At 49.9% G+C, this 17,926-nt stretch carries 13 protein-coding genes; 10 read left to right on the forward strand and 3 right to left on the reverse strand.

The window, feature by feature from the left end; all coding sequences use genetic code 11:
• Window positions 1-12 precede the first annotated feature (12 nt).
• Window positions 13-1,518, forward strand: coding sequence for a tripartite tricarboxylate transporter permease (locus DXB18_RS09865; protein WP_118541266.1), 1,506 nt, complete (start codon window positions 13-15; stop codon window positions 1,516-1,518).
• Between the two features lie 83 nt (window positions 1,519-1,601).
• On the opposite strand, the gene DXB18_RS09870 is transcribed toward DXB18_RS09865, so the two are convergent.
• The gene (locus DXB18_RS09870) at window positions 1,602-2,525 is read right to left on the reverse strand and encodes a LysR family transcriptional regulator (RefSeq protein WP_118541268.1); all 924 of its coding nucleotides are present in this window, start codon (window positions 2,523-2,525) and stop codon (window positions 1,602-1,604) included.
• Between the two features lie 268 nt (window positions 2,526-2,793).
• Between DXB18_RS09870 and DXB18_RS09875 the strand changes: the two genes are divergently transcribed.
• From DXB18_RS09875 to DXB18_RS09895, 5 genes are all read left to right on the forward strand, one after another.
• On the forward strand, window positions 2,794-3,426 hold the full coding sequence (locus DXB18_RS09875; RefSeq protein ID WP_118707530.1) for a TetR family transcriptional regulator: 633 nt from the start codon (window positions 2,794-2,796) through the stop codon (window positions 3,424-3,426).
• A 113-nt stretch (window positions 3,427-3,539) separates the two neighbouring features.
• Window positions 3,540-4,712 carry an efflux RND transporter periplasmic adaptor subunit gene (locus DXB18_RS09880; protein ID WP_118707532.1) on the forward strand — a complete coding sequence of 391 codons (1,173 nt, stop codon included), beginning with the start codon at window positions 3,540-3,542 and terminating at the stop codon, window positions 4,710-4,712.
• A gap of 27 nt (window positions 4,713-4,739) precedes the next feature.
• Entirely contained in the window at window positions 4,740-7,781 is a 3,042-nt protein-coding gene (locus DXB18_RS09885; protein ID WP_118707534.1) for an efflux RND transporter permease subunit, read from the forward strand.
• Between the two features lie 30 nt (window positions 7,782-7,811).
• On the forward strand, window positions 7,812-8,981 hold the full coding sequence (locus tag DXB18_RS09890; protein ID WP_182430539.1) for a TolC family protein: 1,170 nt from the start codon (window positions 7,812-7,814) through the stop codon (window positions 8,979-8,981).
• 13 nt (window positions 8,982-8,994) lie between these two features.
• A complete protein-coding gene (locus DXB18_RS09895) occupies window positions 8,995-10,182 on the forward strand; it encodes a TolC family protein (RefSeq protein ID WP_182430540.1) in 1,188 nt (395 codons plus the stop codon).
• On the opposite strand, the gene DXB18_RS09900 is transcribed toward DXB18_RS09895, so the two are convergent.
• Complete coding sequence (locus DXB18_RS09900; protein ID WP_118707540.1) at window positions 10,091-10,873, reverse strand: stage II sporulation protein R; 783 nt, start codon at window positions 10,871-10,873, stop codon at window positions 10,091-10,093. The two genes, DXB18_RS09895 and DXB18_RS09900, sit on opposite strands and share 92 nt — an antisense overlap.
• A gap of 109 nt (window positions 10,874-10,982) precedes the next feature.
• Between DXB18_RS09900 and DXB18_RS09905 the strand changes: the two genes are divergently transcribed.
• From DXB18_RS09905 to DXB18_RS09915, 3 genes are read left to right on the forward strand one after another with little or no spacing between them, the layout of a single operon-like run.
• Window positions 10,983-12,041 (forward strand): D-alanine--D-alanine ligase family protein, encoded by a 1,059-nt coding sequence (locus tag DXB18_RS09905; RefSeq protein WP_118541282.1) that lies wholly within the window; start codon window positions 10,983-10,985, stop codon window positions 12,039-12,041.
• 5 nt (window positions 12,042-12,046) lie between these two features.
• Entirely contained in the window at window positions 12,047-12,868 is an 822-nt protein-coding gene (murI, locus tag DXB18_RS09910; protein WP_118541284.1) for a glutamate racemase, read from the forward strand.
• 8 nt (window positions 12,869-12,876) lie between these two features.
• Entirely contained in the window at window positions 12,877-13,329 is a 453-nt protein-coding gene (locus DXB18_RS09915; RefSeq protein ID WP_118707542.1) for a DUF1934 domain-containing protein, read from the forward strand.
• 89 nt (window positions 13,330-13,418) lie between these two features.
• Here DXB18_RS09915 and DXB18_RS09920 read toward each other — a convergent pair whose 3' ends face one another.
• On the reverse strand, window positions 13,419-13,865 hold the full coding sequence (locus DXB18_RS09920) for a hypothetical protein (RefSeq protein ID WP_118541287.1): 447 nt from the start codon (window positions 13,863-13,865) through the stop codon (window positions 13,419-13,421).
• 203 nt (window positions 13,866-14,068) lie between these two features.
• Between DXB18_RS09920 and DXB18_RS09925 the strand changes: the two genes are divergently transcribed.
• Complete coding sequence (locus DXB18_RS09925) at window positions 14,069-17,926, forward strand: DNA-directed RNA polymerase subunit beta (protein ID WP_118707544.1); 3,858 nt, start codon at window positions 14,069-14,071, stop codon at window positions 17,924-17,926.

Below are 17,926 nucleotides of genomic sequence, written 5' to 3' on the forward strand. Positions count from 1 at the left end.
GGACGAAAGATTATGCAGGCATTGGGACTTTTAGGAAATGCATTTATCGGTATTTTGCATCCGGTTTCCATCCTTATGATGATTGCCGGTGTTGCGATTGGTATTGTGTTTGGTTCGATTCCGGGACTTTCTGCATCCATGGCTGTGGCGCTGATGCTGCCGCTTACCTTCAGTATGACTCCGTCCCTGGGCATGAATACCCTGGTAGCGGTTTATATTGGCGGTATTTCCGGCGGCCTGATCTCCGCGATTCTGTTAAACATGCCGGGTACGGCATCTTCCATTGCAACCTGTTTTGACGGTCATCCGATGGCAAAACGGGGCGAGGCCATGAAGGCGCTGGGACTTGGAATTGTATTCTCAGCACTCGGCTCCATCTTCTCTTTCATTATTTTAACATTCTGCGCACCGCTTCTTGCAGATGTCGCACTGAAATTTACTCCGGCTGAGAACTTCGGTATCTGCTTCTTCGCACTGACGATGGTGGCAATCCTTTCTTCCGGAAATATGATCCGCGGACTTTTGGCTGGTCTGTTCGGACTGATGTTTACGCTGGTTGGTATGGCGCCAATCGACGGCACCCCGCGTTTTACCTTTGGAAGCACCAACCTGATGGCCGGATTCGATACCCTTCCGACTCTGATCGGTATCTTCGCGATCGCAGATATCCTGGTTACCGCGGAGAGTATGAAAGGCGGTCGTGTTGATACCATTCCGATCAAAAAGGTAAAAGGCTTTGGCTTTAGCTGGCAGGAGTTTGTTTACCATCTCCCGAACTTCTTCCGCTCTGCCCTGATCGGTACCGGTATCGGTATCCTTCCGGGAATCGGCGGTTCCACATCCGGCATGCTTTCCTATGTAACAGCAAAGAACATGTCCAAGCATCCGGAAGAATTTGGTAAGGGCTGCCCGGATGGCGTCGTAGCAACCGAATCTGCAAACAATGCGACCATCGGCGGTGCCATGATCCCGCTTTTAGTACTTGGTATCCCGGGAGACGGAGTAACCGCAATGATGTTAGGCGGATTCTTAATCCACGGCCTTTCTGCAGGACCGCTGCTGTTCGTAAAAAATGCAGATGTCGTATACGGAATCTTTGCAGCCTGCATGCTGTGTACCGTGATCATGCTGGTAGTTGAGTGGACCTGTATCAAGGGCTTTGTGCAGGTATTAAAAGTGCCGAAGCACATTTTGCTTCCGCTGATCCTCGTTCTGTGCTGTGTTGGTGCCTATGCAACCAACAATCGTATCTTCGATGTGCAGTCCATTCTGATCTTTGGTATCGTCGGATATGTTTATCATAAGTTCAGCCTGCCGACCACACCGTTTGTACTGTGCTTCCTGATCGGTGAGATGCTGGAAACCTACCTCAGACGAGGTATCATGCAGTATAAATCCTTCGGTGCATTCTTCACCAGACCGATCTTCGATGCATTCTTCTTCATTGCGATCGGAGTGCTCGTATGGACGGTTGTGAAAGAACTCAAAGCATACAAAGTGAAAAAGGCCGCGATGTAAACAATACGATTAAAAAAACGATGGACCGTGGAAGTTGCCTTCGGCAACTTCCACGGTCCTGTTACGTTCATGATAGTATTCGTTCAGATCCGCTCCGGCTGTATCCCCTTCCACCAGTTGTCTGCGAGTCGGATGAATTCCCGGGCGCCGACGCTTAAGTAACCGGAGGTGGCATAGCTGACGGTAACATCCCAGCTGGGGTGTCCGGGAAGACGGAAGCAGACCAGTTTTTCAGATGGATTTCGCACATAGTACCAGGGGACAATCCCGCAGCAGATCGTGGATTCGACGAGGGATACGATTCCGGCAGTACTGTTGCTCTCAAACAGGATATCCGGCTGAAAAGCGCTGCGGGCAAAAATCTGGTCGCAGAGTGAGCGGAGTGTGGAATTGCGGTCCATCAGCACAAAGGGCTCATAGCGAATCTCACTTAAATCCAGTGTGGCAAGCGGTTCACCGGGCGGTGCAGCTTTCTGGGCAATCGGATGGATCGCCGGTATGATGAGGATCAGTTCTTCGCTTCCCAGGATCTGGTACTGGTTTTTAGACCAGTCTGATCGGGAGAGAACCTGAAAACTGATATCCAGATCTCCGGAGGCAATGGCAGCCTGCTGGGCGGATACCCGCATTTCCAGAGGGCGTATCGTGAGATTTGGCATGGAACGGTGCAGTTCCGGGTAAATGGCGGTAAACATGTCGAGCCCCCGGCTGGGACACAGACCGATGTTTAAGGTGCCTTTGCACAGACGGGAGACATCGTAAAGCTGGTTATAGGTGTTTTTCTTGATCTGCATCATTTTTTTGGCACCTTCCACGTAGATGCGCCCGGCATCGGTCAGACACCATTTGTTTTTCGTGCGCTGGAACAGCGGGGTGCCGAGTTCGCGCTCCAGCTTTAAAAGCTGCTGGTTTAAGGCGGACTGGGTCAGAAACAGTTTTTCTGCCGCTTTGGTAATGTTATTTTCTTCCGCGATCTTTAAGATATATTCGATTTGTCTGGTATCCATAAACTTCCTCTGTTTTTTATTTCAGATATTATCATGCTTATTAAGCATGTCAGGGAAAATTCCCTGGAAAAAAATGATTGCTTGTTTGCCGTTATTGTAACAGAAAACACAAAGCTTTGGTTGCATGCAGCCGTAAGAAAAGTGTAAAGAAATGATAAATTTAAAGTCAGATGCTTGACAAAGTGACAGCCTGTCATTATAATGTGACATATTGTCACGTAAAAAAGTGACAGATTGTCACAAAAATGACAAAAAGGAGGTGCAAAGCATGCCTACGGAGCGATTTTACCGTCTTCCGGAAGCGAAAAAGCAGATCATCCGGGAAGCAGCCATCAAGGAATTTGCAAGAGTCCCGTTTGATAAGGCTTCTATTAACCAGATCATTCAGAATGCGGATATTTCCCGCGGAAGCTTTTATACGTATTTCGAGGATAAGCAGGATGTGGTCCGCTATATATTTGAGGATCATGCCGCTCAGCTCAAGGATTATTGTGAAAGCGAGCTGAACCGTAACGGCGGTGATTTCTTTGCCATGTTAGACTGGCTGTTTGAATTTACGATCCGCCAGCTGACGGAGTCGAAGGAAATGATCGAGGTGGTGAAGCATGTATTTTCCTACCAGGAGAATACCAGTGCATTTGGTATTGAATTTGGCTGCAAGCCGCCGGTGAGAGGAATAAAACCAGAACAGTCCCCCGTACAATGGTTTTTGAAGAAGATCCGCCTGGAGGATTTTGCAGTGCAGTCGGAACAGAAACTTGATACCGTGATGCAGCTCGGTATGGTATCCCTTCTTCTGGCTATCCGGGCTTACTATCAGGACCCGGATGATCTGGAAGCAATCCGGATCCGCTACCGGGATGCGATGGAAGTATTAAAGTATGGCGTGTTAAAAAAATAAGCTGCTGTTCACGTAAGCGTGCCCGGCAGCAGAAATAACCCATAAAAGTAAAAAAGACGTAACTGTGAAGGTACTGAACAGTTACAAAAAGACGAGGATAAGAGGAGACAGCTATGAAAAAGAAAGTAGTAATTGCAGGAGTGGTAGTTGCGGCGATTGCGGTTGTGGCAGGTCTTAGCCTGACCCGCGGCAAGCAGACCGAAGAGGAAACCTTGATCCCGGTTGTAAATGTGGAAAGTCCAAAGACTGGAAGCATTGAACTGTACCGCAGTCTGGTGGGCAAGGTAGAGCCGTCTGATGTGGTCTATATTTACCCGAAGGCAGCCGGTGAGATCACCGACGTGTTTGTGAAAGCAGGCGACATGGTCCAGGAGGGACAGCCGATCTGCAAGATCGATACCAAGCAGGTGGAGGCAGCAAGACTCCAGATGGAATCTGCACAGCAGGCTATGAATGACGCGAACACCAACTTAAACCGCCAGCAGGCCCTGTTTGCTGCAGGCGATATCGCAAGTGTAGCGTTTGAGCAGGCCCAGACTCAGGCCAAGAATGCCCAGATCTCCTATGATTCCGCAAAGCTGAACTATGATTATCAGGTGGAATTTGCAAACGTGACTGCACCGATTTCCGGCAAGGTGGAGACCTGCAACATTGAGGTTCACGATAATGTGGCCTCCCAGGTGCTTCTGGCCGTGATTTCCGGCGCAGGCAGCAAGTCCATCACCTTTTCCGTTCCGGAGAAGGTGGTAACCGAGCTGCATGTAGGCGACCCGATCAGCGTAGATAAGAATGGTACCGATTACCAGGGCACCATCAATGAGGTCAGCAGCATGATTGACGATTCCACCGGACTCTTTAAGGTAAAGGCGTCCGTGGAAAACGGCGATGCGCTCCCCACCGGTTCTACCACCAAGCTTTCCGTTATTTCCGACCGTGCAGATAACGTGCTGACCATTCCGGTTGATGCGGTTTACTATTCCGGTGGAGATGCTTACGTGTATACATACGACAACGGAACCGTACATTATGTTCCGGTTGAGGTTGGTCTTTATGATTCTGAGAAGGCACAGATCCTTTCCGGAATCAATGCTTCCGATGAAGTCATCACGACCTGGAGCTCTGAACTTTATGAGGGTTCCCAGGTACAGAAGGCAGATCCGGCTGCAGCGGCTTCCATTGATTCGGAAAGCGATGCACAGAATGCTGAGGGCGGTGCAGCAGATGGCGCACAGACCGCCGAAAATGCAGAAAGCACTGAGTCAGCTGCCGAGACAAAAGGTAACTAAGGGTAAAGCAGAAGGAGGAAAACATCAATGGGATTAACAAAATCAGTCCTGAAGCGGCCGGTTACCGTGGTCATGGTAATCCTGTGCCTGATCGTGTTCGGTCTTCAGTCCGTGCTTGGATCCAAGCTGGAGCTGATGCCGACCATGGATATGCCGGTACTTATTGTATATTCCGTATATCCGGGTGCCAGCCCGGAGGACGTGAACGACCTGGTCAGCACCAAGATCGAGGATGAGATCGGTTCCTTAAGCGGTGTCGATACGATCCAGTCCCGTTCTATGGAGAACGTATCCCTGGTCATCATCCAGTATGACTATGGTAAAGATATTGACGAAGCATACGATGACTTAAAAAAGAAAATGGACGCCATAGAGGGCGATCTTCCGGATGACTGCAATGCTCCGGTCATCATGGAGTTAAATATCGACGAGATGGATACCATGTCTCTCGCGGTCAATAATAAAGCAGAGTCCAATCTTTATAACTATGTAAACAACAAGATCGTTCCGGAGTTTGAGAAGATCACGACCGTTACCGATGTCAGCATCAGTGGTGGACAGAAGGAGTACATCCAGGTAGAACTGATTCCGGAAAAACTGGAACAGTATCACTTAACCCTTGCTTCTGTGGCATCTTCCATCGGAAGTGCAGATTTTACTTATCCGTCCGGCGATACCATTGTGGGTGGTCAGAAGCTTTCTGTCAGTGCCGGAACCGAGTATGGCACCGAAGAACTGTTAAAGACCATTCCGCTGACCGTTGGAGGCGGCAATGTCATTTATCTGTCGGATATCGCGAATGTTCAGACAGCGCAGGAGGATGCCGACAGTATTGCGCGCTACAATGGTGAGGATACCATTTCCATCGGCATCAAGAAACAGCAGAGTGCATCTGCGGTTGATGTTTCCAAGTCCGTAAAGCAGACCATCAAAACCCTGATGGATGCCGATGAAAACCTGGAGATCGTTACCGTAAACGATACCAGTGACAACATCACTTCTTCTTTAAAGAGTGTTATGCAGACCATGGTGATGGCAGTTGTGGTTTCCATGCTGATCATCTTCCTGTTCTTTGGTGAGATCAAGGCATCCCTGATCGTTGGTACCTCGATCCCGATCTCTATCCTGGCTGCCCTGATCCTGATCCAGGTTATGGGCTTCTCCTTAAACGTAGTTACCTTATCGAGCTTGGTACTTGGTGTAGGTATGATGGTAGATAACTCCATCGTAGTGCTGGAGAGCTGCTTCCGTTCCACCAAGGGAAAAGGCATTGTGGGATACCGGGAGGCTGCCCTAGAGGGAAGTGGCATTGTGCTGCAGTCCATTATCGGAAGTACCGTGACCACCTGTGTTGTATTCCTGCCGCTGGCTCTGCTTCAGGGTCTGACCGGCCAGATGTTCAAGCCGTTAGGCTTTACGATCATTTTCTGTATGGTGGCATCCCTCATCAGTGCAATGACCATTGTTCCGCTTTGCTACTGTTTCTATCGTCCGCAGGAGAAAGAGGAATCTCCAGTCGGTGCTTTGATCCGTGCCATGCAGAATGGTTACCGCGGCATTATGAAGGTGCTGTTGAAGAAAAAGAAAACCGTGATCTTCACTTCCGTTGCATTGCTGGTGGCCGCCTTCTGGATGGCTTCACAGCTGCGCATGGAGCTGATGGTTTCCGATGATACCGGTGAGATTTCCGTTTCCATCGAGACCCGCCCGGGTCTGACCCTGGAAGAACAGGATAAGATTTACGCGCAGGTAGAGAAGATCATAACGGCAGATGGAGATCTGGATTCCTACATGTTAACATCCGGCGGAAGTGGTATGTCTGCCATGACCAGTTCCGGCGCAACGCTGACTGTCTATCTGAAGGATGACAGAAAGCGAGAGACCAATGAGGTCATCAAGGAGTGGAAGCCGCTCTTAAACCAGATCGCAGGTGCGAATATCTCCATGGATATTGCATCGTCCTCTTCGATGATGAGCAGCAGCAGTGGCATTGAGTACATCCTGCAGAGTACACAGTACGATGAATTAAAGGATGCATCTGACCAGATCACCAAAGAACTTCTGGAGCGTCCGGAAGTATCCAAGGTACACAGTACCCTGGAGAACGCAGCGCCGGTTGTCAAGTTGAACATCGATGCCATGAAGGCGAACGCAGAGAACATTACCCCGCTTCAGATCGCAGGTACGGTCAGTGCCATGCTGGGCGGCAAAGAGGCAACAACCTTAAACGTAGACGGTGACGATGTCAGTGTTATGGTAGAGTACCCGGATGATGAGTACGACACCATCGACAAGTTAAAGGGCATTGTACTTCCGAATAATGCAGGCGGTTCCGTGGCCCTTGCCGATGTGGCCGATGTGGTATTCCAGGACAGCCCGAATACCATTACCAGAAAAGATAAGCAGTATCAGGTGACCATCACCGGCGATGTAGCGACCGACGATGCGCGCCAGATCGATGCGATCGAGAACAAATTATATAATGAAGTTGTAAGCAAGCATTTGACCCCGACCATCACCCGTGCCTTAAACTCCCAGGATGAGAGCATGAAGGAAGAGTTCGGCAACCTGGGTACCGCCATCATCACCGCGATCTTTTTGATCTTCGTTGTCATGGCAGCACAGTTCGAGTCACCGAAGTTCTCGCTGATGGTCATGACCACCATTCCGTTCTCCCTGATCGGTTCCTTCGGACTTTTATACCTGGCGGACTGCCCGATCAGTATGGTATCCCTGCTTGGATTCCTGATGTTAGTCGGTACCGTAGTAAACAATGGTATCCTCTATGTCGATACCGTAAACCAGTACCGCAGTGAGATGGACCGCGAAACCGCTCTGATCGAGGCTGGTGCGACCCGTCTGCGCCCGATCCTGATGACAACGTTAACGACCATTGTATCCATGATCCCGATGGCGCTGGCCTACGGTGACAGCGGTAAGAGCATGCAGGGTCTGGCCCTGGTAGATGTGGGAGGTCTCGTGGCTTCCACTGTGCTTGCACTCTTAATGCTGCCGATCTACTATGAGGTTATGAGCCAGAAAAAGAAACCGGAACCCCATTACGATTAATAAGCCAGACGGCTTCGGAGGATGTTTATAATGAAACGATTCAAACAGACATTGTCTCTGGCCCTTGCCGGAGTCATGATGACGGCGGCGCCGACTGCGGCGTTTGCCGCCAGCCCGGAGTTCGCCCGCAGCGCTGAGGAGTGGGCAAAGCTCCAGGACAATAAGATTGAGTACGACGAGATCGCAGACCTCGTCCATGAATACAATGCGACGGTACAGAAGAATGCCATCGATCTTGGCAAGTTCCGCAAGGATTACGGCGACAGCAACGAGAAATGGGCAGACCGCTACCGGGAACTGGCAGACGACCTGGAGGCAAGCTTAAGCTATCCGGATGTAGACGATGCTTCTTATGCATCCATTATGACGCAGATCGTTACCAGTGAAATGCAGATTGACAGCTGGAGAAAGTCGGCAGATGAAGCAGTCGATGATTATATGACCTACTACTATAATTATGCGTCTGCCGAGGCAATGCTGACCTCCAATGCGCAGCAGCAGATGATCGCATATTATGTGAACCAGCTGCAGCTGGAACTGGATCAGAAAAATCAGGAACTGTTAAACGAAACCATCCAGAGCGTACAGACCCAGAAATCTCTTGGCATGGCAACGGATGTGGATGTGCTTACTGCCGAGGAAAACTTAAGAAACGCCAATAAGGCAATCCTGGATGACCAGAATACCATTGAAAACAATCAGGAGAAACTGTTTGTAACACTGGGCTGGAAGCACGATGACAGACCAGAGGTTGGGACCCTGCCGGACCCGGATGTGAGCCGGATCGCAGCCATGAATCCGGAAGCGGACAAAGCGCAGGCAGTGGAAAACAGCTATACCATGAAGATCAACAAACGCAAGCTGGAAAATGCAAAGAGCGAAGAAACAAAGGAAACCCTGGAAAAAACAATCCGGGAAGATACCCAGAAAATCGGCGCTGCAGTGACCAGCAGCTACCAGAATGTACTGGCGGCAAAAGCAACCATGGATTTAAGACAGGCTCAGTCGGAACTGCAGGAGAAGACCATGCAGACAACCGAACGTCAGTATCAGCTTGGCATGCTGGGAAGACTTGATTATCTGAATAAAAAGTATGCGTATGATTCTGCCGTGATCCAGGCCCAGACAGCCAAATACAATCTGCTCCAGGCAATCCAGTCTTATGATTGGGTTGTGAATGGTCTGGCAAATGCATCATAAGGTGGTGAAGAAAATGAGAACAGGAATCTGGAAAAAGAATACTGCTTTTTGTAAAACAGCAATGGCATTGAGCGCATTCCTGTTTACAGCAGCACCGCTTCAGAGTTATGCGGCCTATGCGCCGCTTACCGGCAATATGGAAGACACTTACGATGCGCAGACCTGGGCGAAGCTTCAGGATAATGTGCTGGAATACGATGAGATTCCGGACCTTGTGCATGTTTATAACAGCAGTATCGAGGATATATGGAAAAATTTGCGGGATGCAAAGGAAAAGCTGGATCGAAATGCAGAGGAACTGGAAAGTCAGAGCCTGAAAATGAAGCATCTGAAAGATACGGCAAAGGATCGTGGTGAAATTGGAAATCTCATAAACTATACGACACAGGAAATAATTCTTCAGAAAACAGCAACTGCATTAAAAAGTTCAGAATTGTATTCGAAACAGACGGTTTCCAGTATCCAGAAAGCGGAAAAACAGATTACCAAGGCAGCACAGTCCCTGATGATTTCGTATGATTCTCTGATGAAACAGCGCAATACACTGGAAAAACTTCAGGAACTTTATGGGAAACAGTATGAAATCGCAGTCAATAAGCATGCGCTTGGCATGGCAACAGACCAGGATGTGCTTACGGCACAGACCAACCAGCTTTCGGCGGCAAGTTCTGTAGTTTCCCTGGATGGAGGGGCTCTTCAGTTAAAACCGAATCTATGTACCCTGACCGGCTGGGCGGCAGATGCTTCCCCGGAGCTGGCGCCAATCCCGGAAACGGATCTTTCGCTCATGGACCAGATGAATCTGGAAGAGGACACGAAAAAGGCGATCGGCAATAACACAACTTTGATCAGTCAGCGTACTTCTGCAAAAGGAAGCACCACTGCGGGTGTTGAGGCGCGTCTTGGCATGATCGAGGAAGGTGAGCAAAAGCTGACCATAGAGATGAAGCGCCTCTACAATGATGTTTTTGCGCAGAAAGAAGCGTTTGAGGGTGCGAAAGCCGGATATCAGGCAGCACAGAAGACACATGATAAATATACGCGCATGTACCAGATGGGACTTCTCGGCGAGTCGGACTATATTGGAACGGAAATTTCCTATTATCAGTCTAAGAGCGCTTACGAGAGTGCAGACACAGCCCTTCGTCTGGCGATTGAGACGTATAACTGGGCAGTCCAGGGGCTTGCAACTGTGGAATAAAGAAAAAACGGATTTTGAAATCAGGGCGATGATCCTCTAACAGGGAGTAATCGCCCTGATTTAATTTCGTCCGGAGTTCGTCCCGGCTTTCTTCGGGAATCTCTTTGCACACTTCATCCAGAAAACAAAAGCGCGGGAAAAGCACGCACCACCAGTTGTGCCCGTTTCCTTCTCCGAGGATTACCCGTGCGGCATCATAGTTTCCGCAGGGAATAACCAGGTTGTCATAGACGCGGGTGGGAAAGTACGTGCGCTCCAGGAACAGATGCGCCTGATACGACATTCCTTTCTGCTTCAGAAAACGGTCTGCGGCAGTTTCCAGACTGGTCTGATTTTCAGTTAACCAGGTAAGCATCGTTTCTTTGCTGTCGACATTTTGGGGAAGCCGGTCATGGATCCAGTCCAGCAGATAGCTCCGGACCTCCAGCTTGACATCCTGATCCTCAGCACAATCGCTGTTTGCCAGAATGTGGAAGCGTAGGATGGACGGCGCGATGCGCCCGGCCAGTGCTTCCCGGCTTTTCTGCAGGCTTCCCATGGAGAGAAGAAGCAGCAAAAACAGAAGCATCAGAAACAGGGGCGGGAAGAATGGATGCAGTGTGCGATCCGGAATGGGCGGAAAAGTAGAAGCACGTTTATGCGCGGCAGACTGTGAATATTGTTTTATGGAAAGATAAGATTTTGGTTTCATGGAAAAACCTCCGTTTCAGCAATCTTTTTTGTGTGTCCTGTTACTTTTTTAGTGTTGACAGGTATGTTATAATTAATCAGACATTTTGAATAAAGAAAGGAAATCTGTTATGAGTAAGAAAAAAATCGCAGTTCTGTTCGGCGGACAGTCATCGGAGCATGTGGTATCCTGCGTGTCAGCGGCAAATGTGATTGACCAGATAGATAAAGAAAAGTACGATCTGCTTTTGATCGGTATCACGGAGGAAGGCCACTGGGTCAAGGCAGACAGTGTGGAGGACATCCGCTCCGAAGCATGGAGACAGAGCAAGGTGGACGTTGTCATTTCCCCGGATGCCACCAAAAAGTGTGCGCTGATCACCGAGAATGGCGTAACCCGGGAAGAAAAGATCGATGTGGCATTTCCAGTGCTTCACGGTCTTTACGGCGAGGACGGTACTGTTCAGGGCCTGTTCGAGCTTGCGAAGATCCCGTATGTAGGCTGCGGCGTGCTGGCATCTGCCGTTTCCATGGATAAACTTTACACCAAGATCATCGTCGATGACCTGGGCATCCGCCAGGCGGCTTATGTTCCGGTGATGCGCTGGAAGATGGAAAAAGATATGGATGCAGTGATTGCGCAGGTTGAGGCCCGCTTCCAGTATCCGGTCTTTGTAAAACCGTCCAACGCTGGTTCCTCCCGCGGTGTCAGCAAGGCAGAAAACCGGGAAGAACTGGTAAAGGCCCTGAAAGAGGCTGCAAAGCATGACCGCAAGATTCTTGTTGAGGAGACTATTGTGGGTCATGAGGTGGAGTGTGCAGTCTTTGGCGGCGGACAGAAACCGGTAAAGGCTTCCGGTGTCGGTGAAATCCTGGCAGCAGCTGAGTTCTATGATTTTGATGCAAAGTATAATAACGCAGAGTCCCGTACCGTCATCGGACCGGAGCTTCCGGGCGATTCCGCGGAGCGTGTGCGTGAGGCAGCAGCCAAGATCTTTAACGCAGTCGACGGCTATGGTCTGTCCCGTGTGGATTTCTTTGTAACAAAGGAAGGCGAAGTGATCTTTAACGAGATCAACACCCTGCCGGGCTTTACCGCTATCAGCATGTACCCGATGCTCTGGGAGGCTGCAGGCATTCCGAAAAAAGAACTGATCGACCGCCTCATCGATCTGGCGTTTGAGAGGTAAGAAGCATGGTTGACAGAAACGCGCCGGTTGGCGTATTTGATTCCGGTGTCGGCGGGCTGACGGTAGCAAGGGAAATCATGCGCCAGCTGCCCGATGAGCGGATCATCTACTTTGGCGATACCGCACGGGTGCCATACGGAAGCAAATCCAAAGATACGGTACTGCGTTATTCCAGACAGATCATCCGTTTCCTTCGGACGAAAAAGGTCAAGGCCATTGTCATTGCCTGCAATACGGCAACGGCACTGACCCTGGATACGGTTGCAGCGGAGTCGGATATTCCGATCATCGGTGTGATCAATGCCGGTGCCCGGACCGCGGTGGAAGCAACACGCAATGGACGCATCGGTGTCATCGGAACCGAGGCTACGGTCGGCAGCGGCATTTATACGGAAGTCATGAAAAAAATGAAGCCGGACATCCAGGTGTTTGGAAAATCCTGCCCGTTGTTTTGCCCGTTAGTAGAAGAAGGGTGGCTTCATGATCCGGTGACCGATGAGATCGCATCCCGTTATTTAAGTGTCCTGAAAGAAAAATATATTGATACCCTGGTGATGGGCTGCACCCATTATCCGCTTTTGCGTTCTACGTTAAGACGCCTGATGGGAGAAGATGTTACGCTGGTGAATCCGGCTTACGAGACGGCCATTGAGCTGCGCGGACTTCTGGCGGAGAAAGGCTTAAGCCGCGATCCGTCTGCTCCGTTTGCGGGGGAGAAGCATCAGTTTTACGTCAGTGACCTTGCAGAAAAGTTTACGGATTTTGCAAGTTCGATCCTGCCGCAGGATGTAAAAGAGACGAAAAAAATCAACATTGAGGAATATTAAAGAGGATTATGACAAGAGATGTATTGATTCGCCTGAGTGGTCTTCAGGCAATGGAGGGCGACGAAGGAACCGTGGAAGTGATTACTTCCGGTGATTACTTCTGGAAAAACAATAAACATTACCTGATCTACGATGAGGTGATGGAAGGAATGGACGGAGCCATCCGCAATACCATGAAGCTGACTCCGGAAAAACTGGAGATCAAAAAGAGTGGACCGGTATCTGCCAGTATGGTATTTGAACTGGACAAAAAGACCCAGACCCATTATGTAACGCCAATGGGAGAACTGCTGGTGGAGATGACGACCAGCCGTATCGGATTTGAAGAAGAGGATGACCACTTAAAGGTCGAGGTGGAATATTCCCTCGATATCAATTACGATCATGTGTCAGACTGCCGGATCGTTCTGGATATCACTTCGAAGGACTGCGCGAAGCTGGACCTGGGAAATACACAATAGGAAAGAAAAACAAAAGAACATAAAACAAAAAAGAGGCATGCGCAAAACGCGCTGCCTCTTTTTTTGTCCCGTGGGACATTTGGACAAGATTAATTGTCTTTCTTGAATCTTGCAAAGAAACCTTTTTTCTTCGGTGCCTGCGGGATTGCTCCGCCGCGGACACTCTTGATCTCGGTAATGTAAAGACCGCTCACAACCACTTTTGCCTCGGTCTTCACCGGGAGTGCTGCAAATACACGCTCGTCTGCCATCAGGGTCATAACCTTCGGACCTACCTTCGCCTTTACAACCGGAACCTTTGCCCAGCGCATGTACTTCGGAGTCTGCTCGTAGACCATCTTTGGAAGACCGGAATCTTTGATCTTCAGTTTCTTTTTGTCGATGACCAGCATAGAAACCGTCTGTTTGGACATTTCCAGAAGCTGCTGCTGCTCAACCTGACGTTTTTCGAGCTTTCTTCCTAAGAAGTACAGAACCGCAAGAGCGATCACTGCGATCACCAGAATTACCAGCAAAACGTTTAAAAAAGTCTGCATGGGGAATACCTCCGTTAGGTTCTTTTATGTAACAGGACAAACCTGTACAAAAAGTATAGCATTTTTGTCAAAAAAAATCAAGGAAAAACTTGACAGCTTGACAGACGTATGATATTATGGAGTGTGCACTATTGTGGCATTCTGGGCTTTTTGCGCCCAAAAATATGCCAGAAATTAGATTAGAAAACAGGGGTGAAACGTCAATGGAGAAAAGCAGAATGCGCCCGGTAACATCGGGAAAGAGCGTTAGAATGAGCTACTCAAGACAGAAAGAAGTTCTTGAGATGCCAAACCTGATTGAGATTCAGAAAGACTCCTATCAGTGGTTCCTCGATGAAGGATTGAAGGAAGTATTTGAAGATATCTCCCCAATCTCCGATTTCGCAGGTCATTTAAGCCTCGAATTCGTTGATTTTACATTATGTAAAGATGAAGTCAAATATAACATCGAAGAATGCAAAGAACGCGACGCAACTTACGCTGCACCTTTAAAGGTAAAGGTAAGACTTTACAATAAGGACAAAGAAGAGATCAACGAGCACGAGATCTTTATGGGAGATCTTCCGCTCATGACCGATACCGGCTCATTCGTAATCAACGGCGCTGAACGAGTTATCGTAAGCCAGCTGGTTCGTTCTCCGGGTATCTACTATGGAATCGGCCATGACAAGATCGGTAAAGAGCTGTACACCTGCACGGTTATCCCGAACCGTGGTGCATGGCTGGAGTACGAGACCGACTCCAATGATATCTTCTACGTTCGTGTAGACCGTACCCGTAAGGTTCCGGTAACCGTACTGGTACGTGCACTGGGCTATGGCACCAACGCAGAGATCATCGATCTGTTCGGCGAGGAGCCGAAACTGCTGGCAAGCTTTGGCAAAGATACTGCAGAGAGCTATCAGGATGGTCTGTTAGAGCTCTACCGCAAGATCCGTCCGGGCGAGCCGTTATCCGTTGATAGTGCAGAAAGCCTGTTAAACAGCATGTTCTTTGACCCGCGTCGTTATGACCTGGCCAAAGTCGGCAGATATAAATTTAATAAGAAGCTTCACTTTAAGAACCGCATCAAAGGTCAGATCCTGGCTGAGGATGTAGTGGACATGACCACCGGAGAGGTTCTGGCAGAGGCTGGCGTAAAGATCGACAAAGAGCTCGCAACCACCCTGCAGAACGCAGCTGTTCCGTACGTTATGATCCAGACTGAGGAGCGCAACTACAAGGTACTGTCCAACTTAATGGTTGACCTGGCAGCTTATGTAGACTTCGATCCGAAGGAAGCCGGTGTTACAGAGTTAGTATATTATCCGGTATTAAAAACGATTCTGGAAGAAGCTGGTGACGATCAGGAAGAGTTAAAGAAACTCATCCACAAGAATATCACCGAGCTGATCCCGAAGCATATCACCAAGGAAGACATCATTGCTTCCATTAACTACAACATGCATCTGGAAGGCGGCATCGGCAACGCAGACGACATCGACCATCTGGGCAACCGTCGTATCCGTGCCGTTGGTGAGCTGTTACAGAACCAGTACCGCATCGGTCTGTCCCGTATGGAGCGTGTGGTAAGAGAGCGTATGACCACCCAGGATATGGACGGCATCACTCCGCAGTCCCTGATCAACATCAAGCCGGTTACCGCAGCTGTGAAGGAGTTCTTCGGAAGTTCCCAGCTGTCCCAGTTCATGGACCAGAACAACCCGCTGTCTGAGCTGACCCACAAGAGACGTCTCTCTGCATTGGGACCTGGCGGTCTGTCCCGTGACCGTGCCGGATTCGAGGTTCGAGATGTACACTACACCCATTATGGACGTATGTGCCCGATCGAGACTCCTGAGGGACCGAACATCGGTCTGATCAACTCCCTTGCAACCTATGCAAAGGTAAATGAGTACGGCTTCATTGAGGCTCCGTACCGTGTGGTAGACAAATCCGACCCGGCTAACCCGCGTGTAACCGACGAGGTTGTATACCTGACTGCAGACGAGGAGGATAACTTCGTTGTCGCACAGGCAAACACCCCGCTCGACGAGGAAGGCCACTTCATCAACAATAACGTAGCCGGTCGTTTCCGTGAGGAGACTTCCGAGTTCCAGAAGAGAGCCATCGACTTAATGGACGTATCTCCTAAGATGGTATTCTCCGTAGCAACATCCATGATCCCGTTCCTGCAGAACGATGACGCAAACCGTGCGCTGATGGGATCCAACATGCAGCGTCAGGCCGTTCCGCTGTTAAAGACCGAGGCGCCTGCAGTAGGTACCGGTATCGAGGGCAAAGCCGCTGTCGACTCTGGTGTCTGCGTCGTAGCAAAGCATGCCGGTGTTGTTGAGCGTTCCGCTTCCAACGAGATCATCATCAAGCGTGATGACAACGGCGCAAAAGATGTTTACCATCTGATCAAATTCTCTCGAAGCAACCAGTCCAACTGCTACAACCAGAAGCCGCTCGTTTACAAGAACGACCACGTTGAGGCAGGCGAGGTCATCGCAGACGGTCCGTCCACCAGCAACGGTGAGATCGCTCTTGGTAAGAACCCGCTGATCGGTTTCATGACCTGGGAAGGTTACAACTACGAGGATGCGGTTCTCTTAAGTGAGAGACTGGTTATGGAAGATGTCTACACCTCCGTTCATATCGAGGAGTATGAGGCAGAAGCCCGTGACACCAAGCTCGGGCCGGAAGAGATCACCCGCGACGTTCCGGGTGTCGGCGACGACGCATTAAAAGACCTGGACGAGAGAGGTATCATCCGTATCGGTGCTGAGGTCCGTGCCGGTGATATCCTGGTTGGTAAGGTTACTCCGAAGGGCGAGACCGAGCTGACTGCTGAGGAGAGACTGCTTCGTGCGATCTTCGGTGAGAAAGCAAGAGAAGTACGTGATACTTCCTTAAAAGTACCGCACGGTGCTTACGGCGTCATCATCGACGCAAAAGTATTTACCAGAGAGAACGGCGATGAGCTGGCTCCTGGCGTAAACCAGACTGTCCGTATCTACATTGCACAGAAACGTAAGATCTCTGTCGGCGATAAGATGGCAGGACGTCATGGTAACAAGGGTGTCGTTTCCCGCGTACTCCCGGTAGAGGATATGCCGTTCCTTCCGAATGGTCGTCCGCTGGATATCGTGCTGAACCCGCTGGGCGTACCTTCCCGAATGAACATCGGACAGGTCCTGGAGATGCACTTAAGCCTTGCATGTAAAGCACTTGGCTTCAACATTTCCACCCCGGTATTCGAGGGCGCGAACGAGGTAGACATCATGGATACCCTGGAAATTGCAAATGATTACGTAAACACCTCCTGGGAGGTGTTTGAAGAGAAATACAAAGATACCCTGAAACCGGAAGTTATGGATTACTTAGGTTCCCATCTGGAGCACCGTGAACTGTGGAAGGGCGTTCCGCTTCAGCGCGATGGTAAGGTAAGATTGCGTGACGGACGTACCGGCGAGTACTTCGACAGCCCGGTAACCATCGGTCACATGCATTACCTGAAGCTGCATCACCTGGTTGACGATAAGATCCATGCACGTTCCACCGGTCCATACTCCCTTGTTACCCAGCAGCCTCTGGGTGGTAAGGCACAGTTCGGCGGACAGCGTTTCGGTGAGATGGAGGTTTGGGCTCTGGAGGCGTATGGTGCATCCTACACCCTGCAGGAGATCCTGACCGTGAAGTCCGATGATGTTGTCGGACGTGTGAAGACTTACGAGGCAATCATCAAGGGTGAGAACATCCCTGAGCCGGGTATTCCGGAGTCCTTCAAGGTACTGTTAAAAGAGCTGCAGTCCCTTGGTCTGGATGTAAGCGTACTGCGTGACGACGGAACCGAGGTTGAGATCGGTGAGAACGTAGATTACGGCGAGACCGATCTGCGTGCCATCATCGAGGGCGACCGCCATTACAACCGCGAAGAGTCCTTTGGCGACTACGGCTATCAGCAGCAGGAGTTCAAGGGTGAAGAGCTGGTTGACGTCGATAACGGCGATGACAGCAGCGACGATTTCGAAGGGGAATCCGACGATTATACCGATGATTCCTTTGATGAAGAATAA

The organism is Clostridium sp. OM02-18AC, from assembly GCF_003481825.1.
Classification (GTDB): Bacteria; Bacillota; Clostridia; order Lachnospirales; family Lachnospiraceae; genus Brotaphodocola.

What these genes read in the sequence shown, in the direction of transcription:
- DXB18_RS09865 (WP_118541266.1), top strand. Translation starts at nt 13, where the DNA reads ATGCAGGCATTGGGACTTTTAGGAAATGCATTTATCGGTATTTTGCAT.
- DXB18_RS09870 (WP_118541268.1), bottom strand. Translation starts at nt 2,525, where the DNA reads ATGGATACCAGACAAATCGAATATATCTTAAAGATCGCGGAAGAAAAT.
- DXB18_RS09875 (WP_118707530.1), top strand. Translation starts at nt 2,794, where the DNA reads ATGCCTACGGAGCGATTTTACCGTCTTCCGGAAGCGAAAAAGCAGATC.
- DXB18_RS09880 (WP_118707532.1), top strand. Translation starts at nt 3,540, where the DNA reads ATGAAAAAGAAAGTAGTAATTGCAGGAGTGGTAGTTGCGGCGATTGCG.
- DXB18_RS09885 (WP_118707534.1), top strand. Translation starts at nt 4,740, where the DNA reads ATGGGATTAACAAAATCAGTCCTGAAGCGGCCGGTTACCGTGGTCATG.
- DXB18_RS09890 (WP_182430539.1), top strand. Translation starts at nt 7,812, where the DNA reads ATGAAACGATTCAAACAGACATTGTCTCTGGCCCTTGCCGGAGTCATG.
- DXB18_RS09895 (WP_182430540.1), top strand. Translation starts at nt 8,995, where the DNA reads ATGAGAACAGGAATCTGGAAAAAGAATACTGCTTTTTGTAAAACAGCA.
- DXB18_RS09900 (WP_118707540.1), bottom strand. Translation starts at nt 10,873, where the DNA reads ATGAAACCAAAATCTTATCTTTCCATAAAACAATATTCACAGTCTGCC.
- DXB18_RS09905 (WP_118541282.1), top strand. Translation starts at nt 10,983, where the DNA reads ATGAGTAAGAAAAAAATCGCAGTTCTGTTCGGCGGACAGTCATCGGAG.
- murI (WP_118541284.1), top strand. Translation starts at nt 12,047, where the DNA reads ATGGTTGACAGAAACGCGCCGGTTGGCGTATTTGATTCCGGTGTCGGC.
- DXB18_RS09915 (WP_118707542.1), top strand. Translation starts at nt 12,877, where the DNA reads ATGACAAGAGATGTATTGATTCGCCTGAGTGGTCTTCAGGCAATGGAG.
- DXB18_RS09920 (WP_118541287.1), bottom strand. Translation starts at nt 13,865, where the DNA reads ATGCAGACTTTTTTAAACGTTTTGCTGGTAATTCTGGTGATCGCAGTG.
- DXB18_RS09925 (WP_118707544.1), top strand. Translation starts at nt 14,069, where the DNA reads ATGGAGAAAAGCAGAATGCGCCCGGTAACATCGGGAAAGAGCGTTAGA.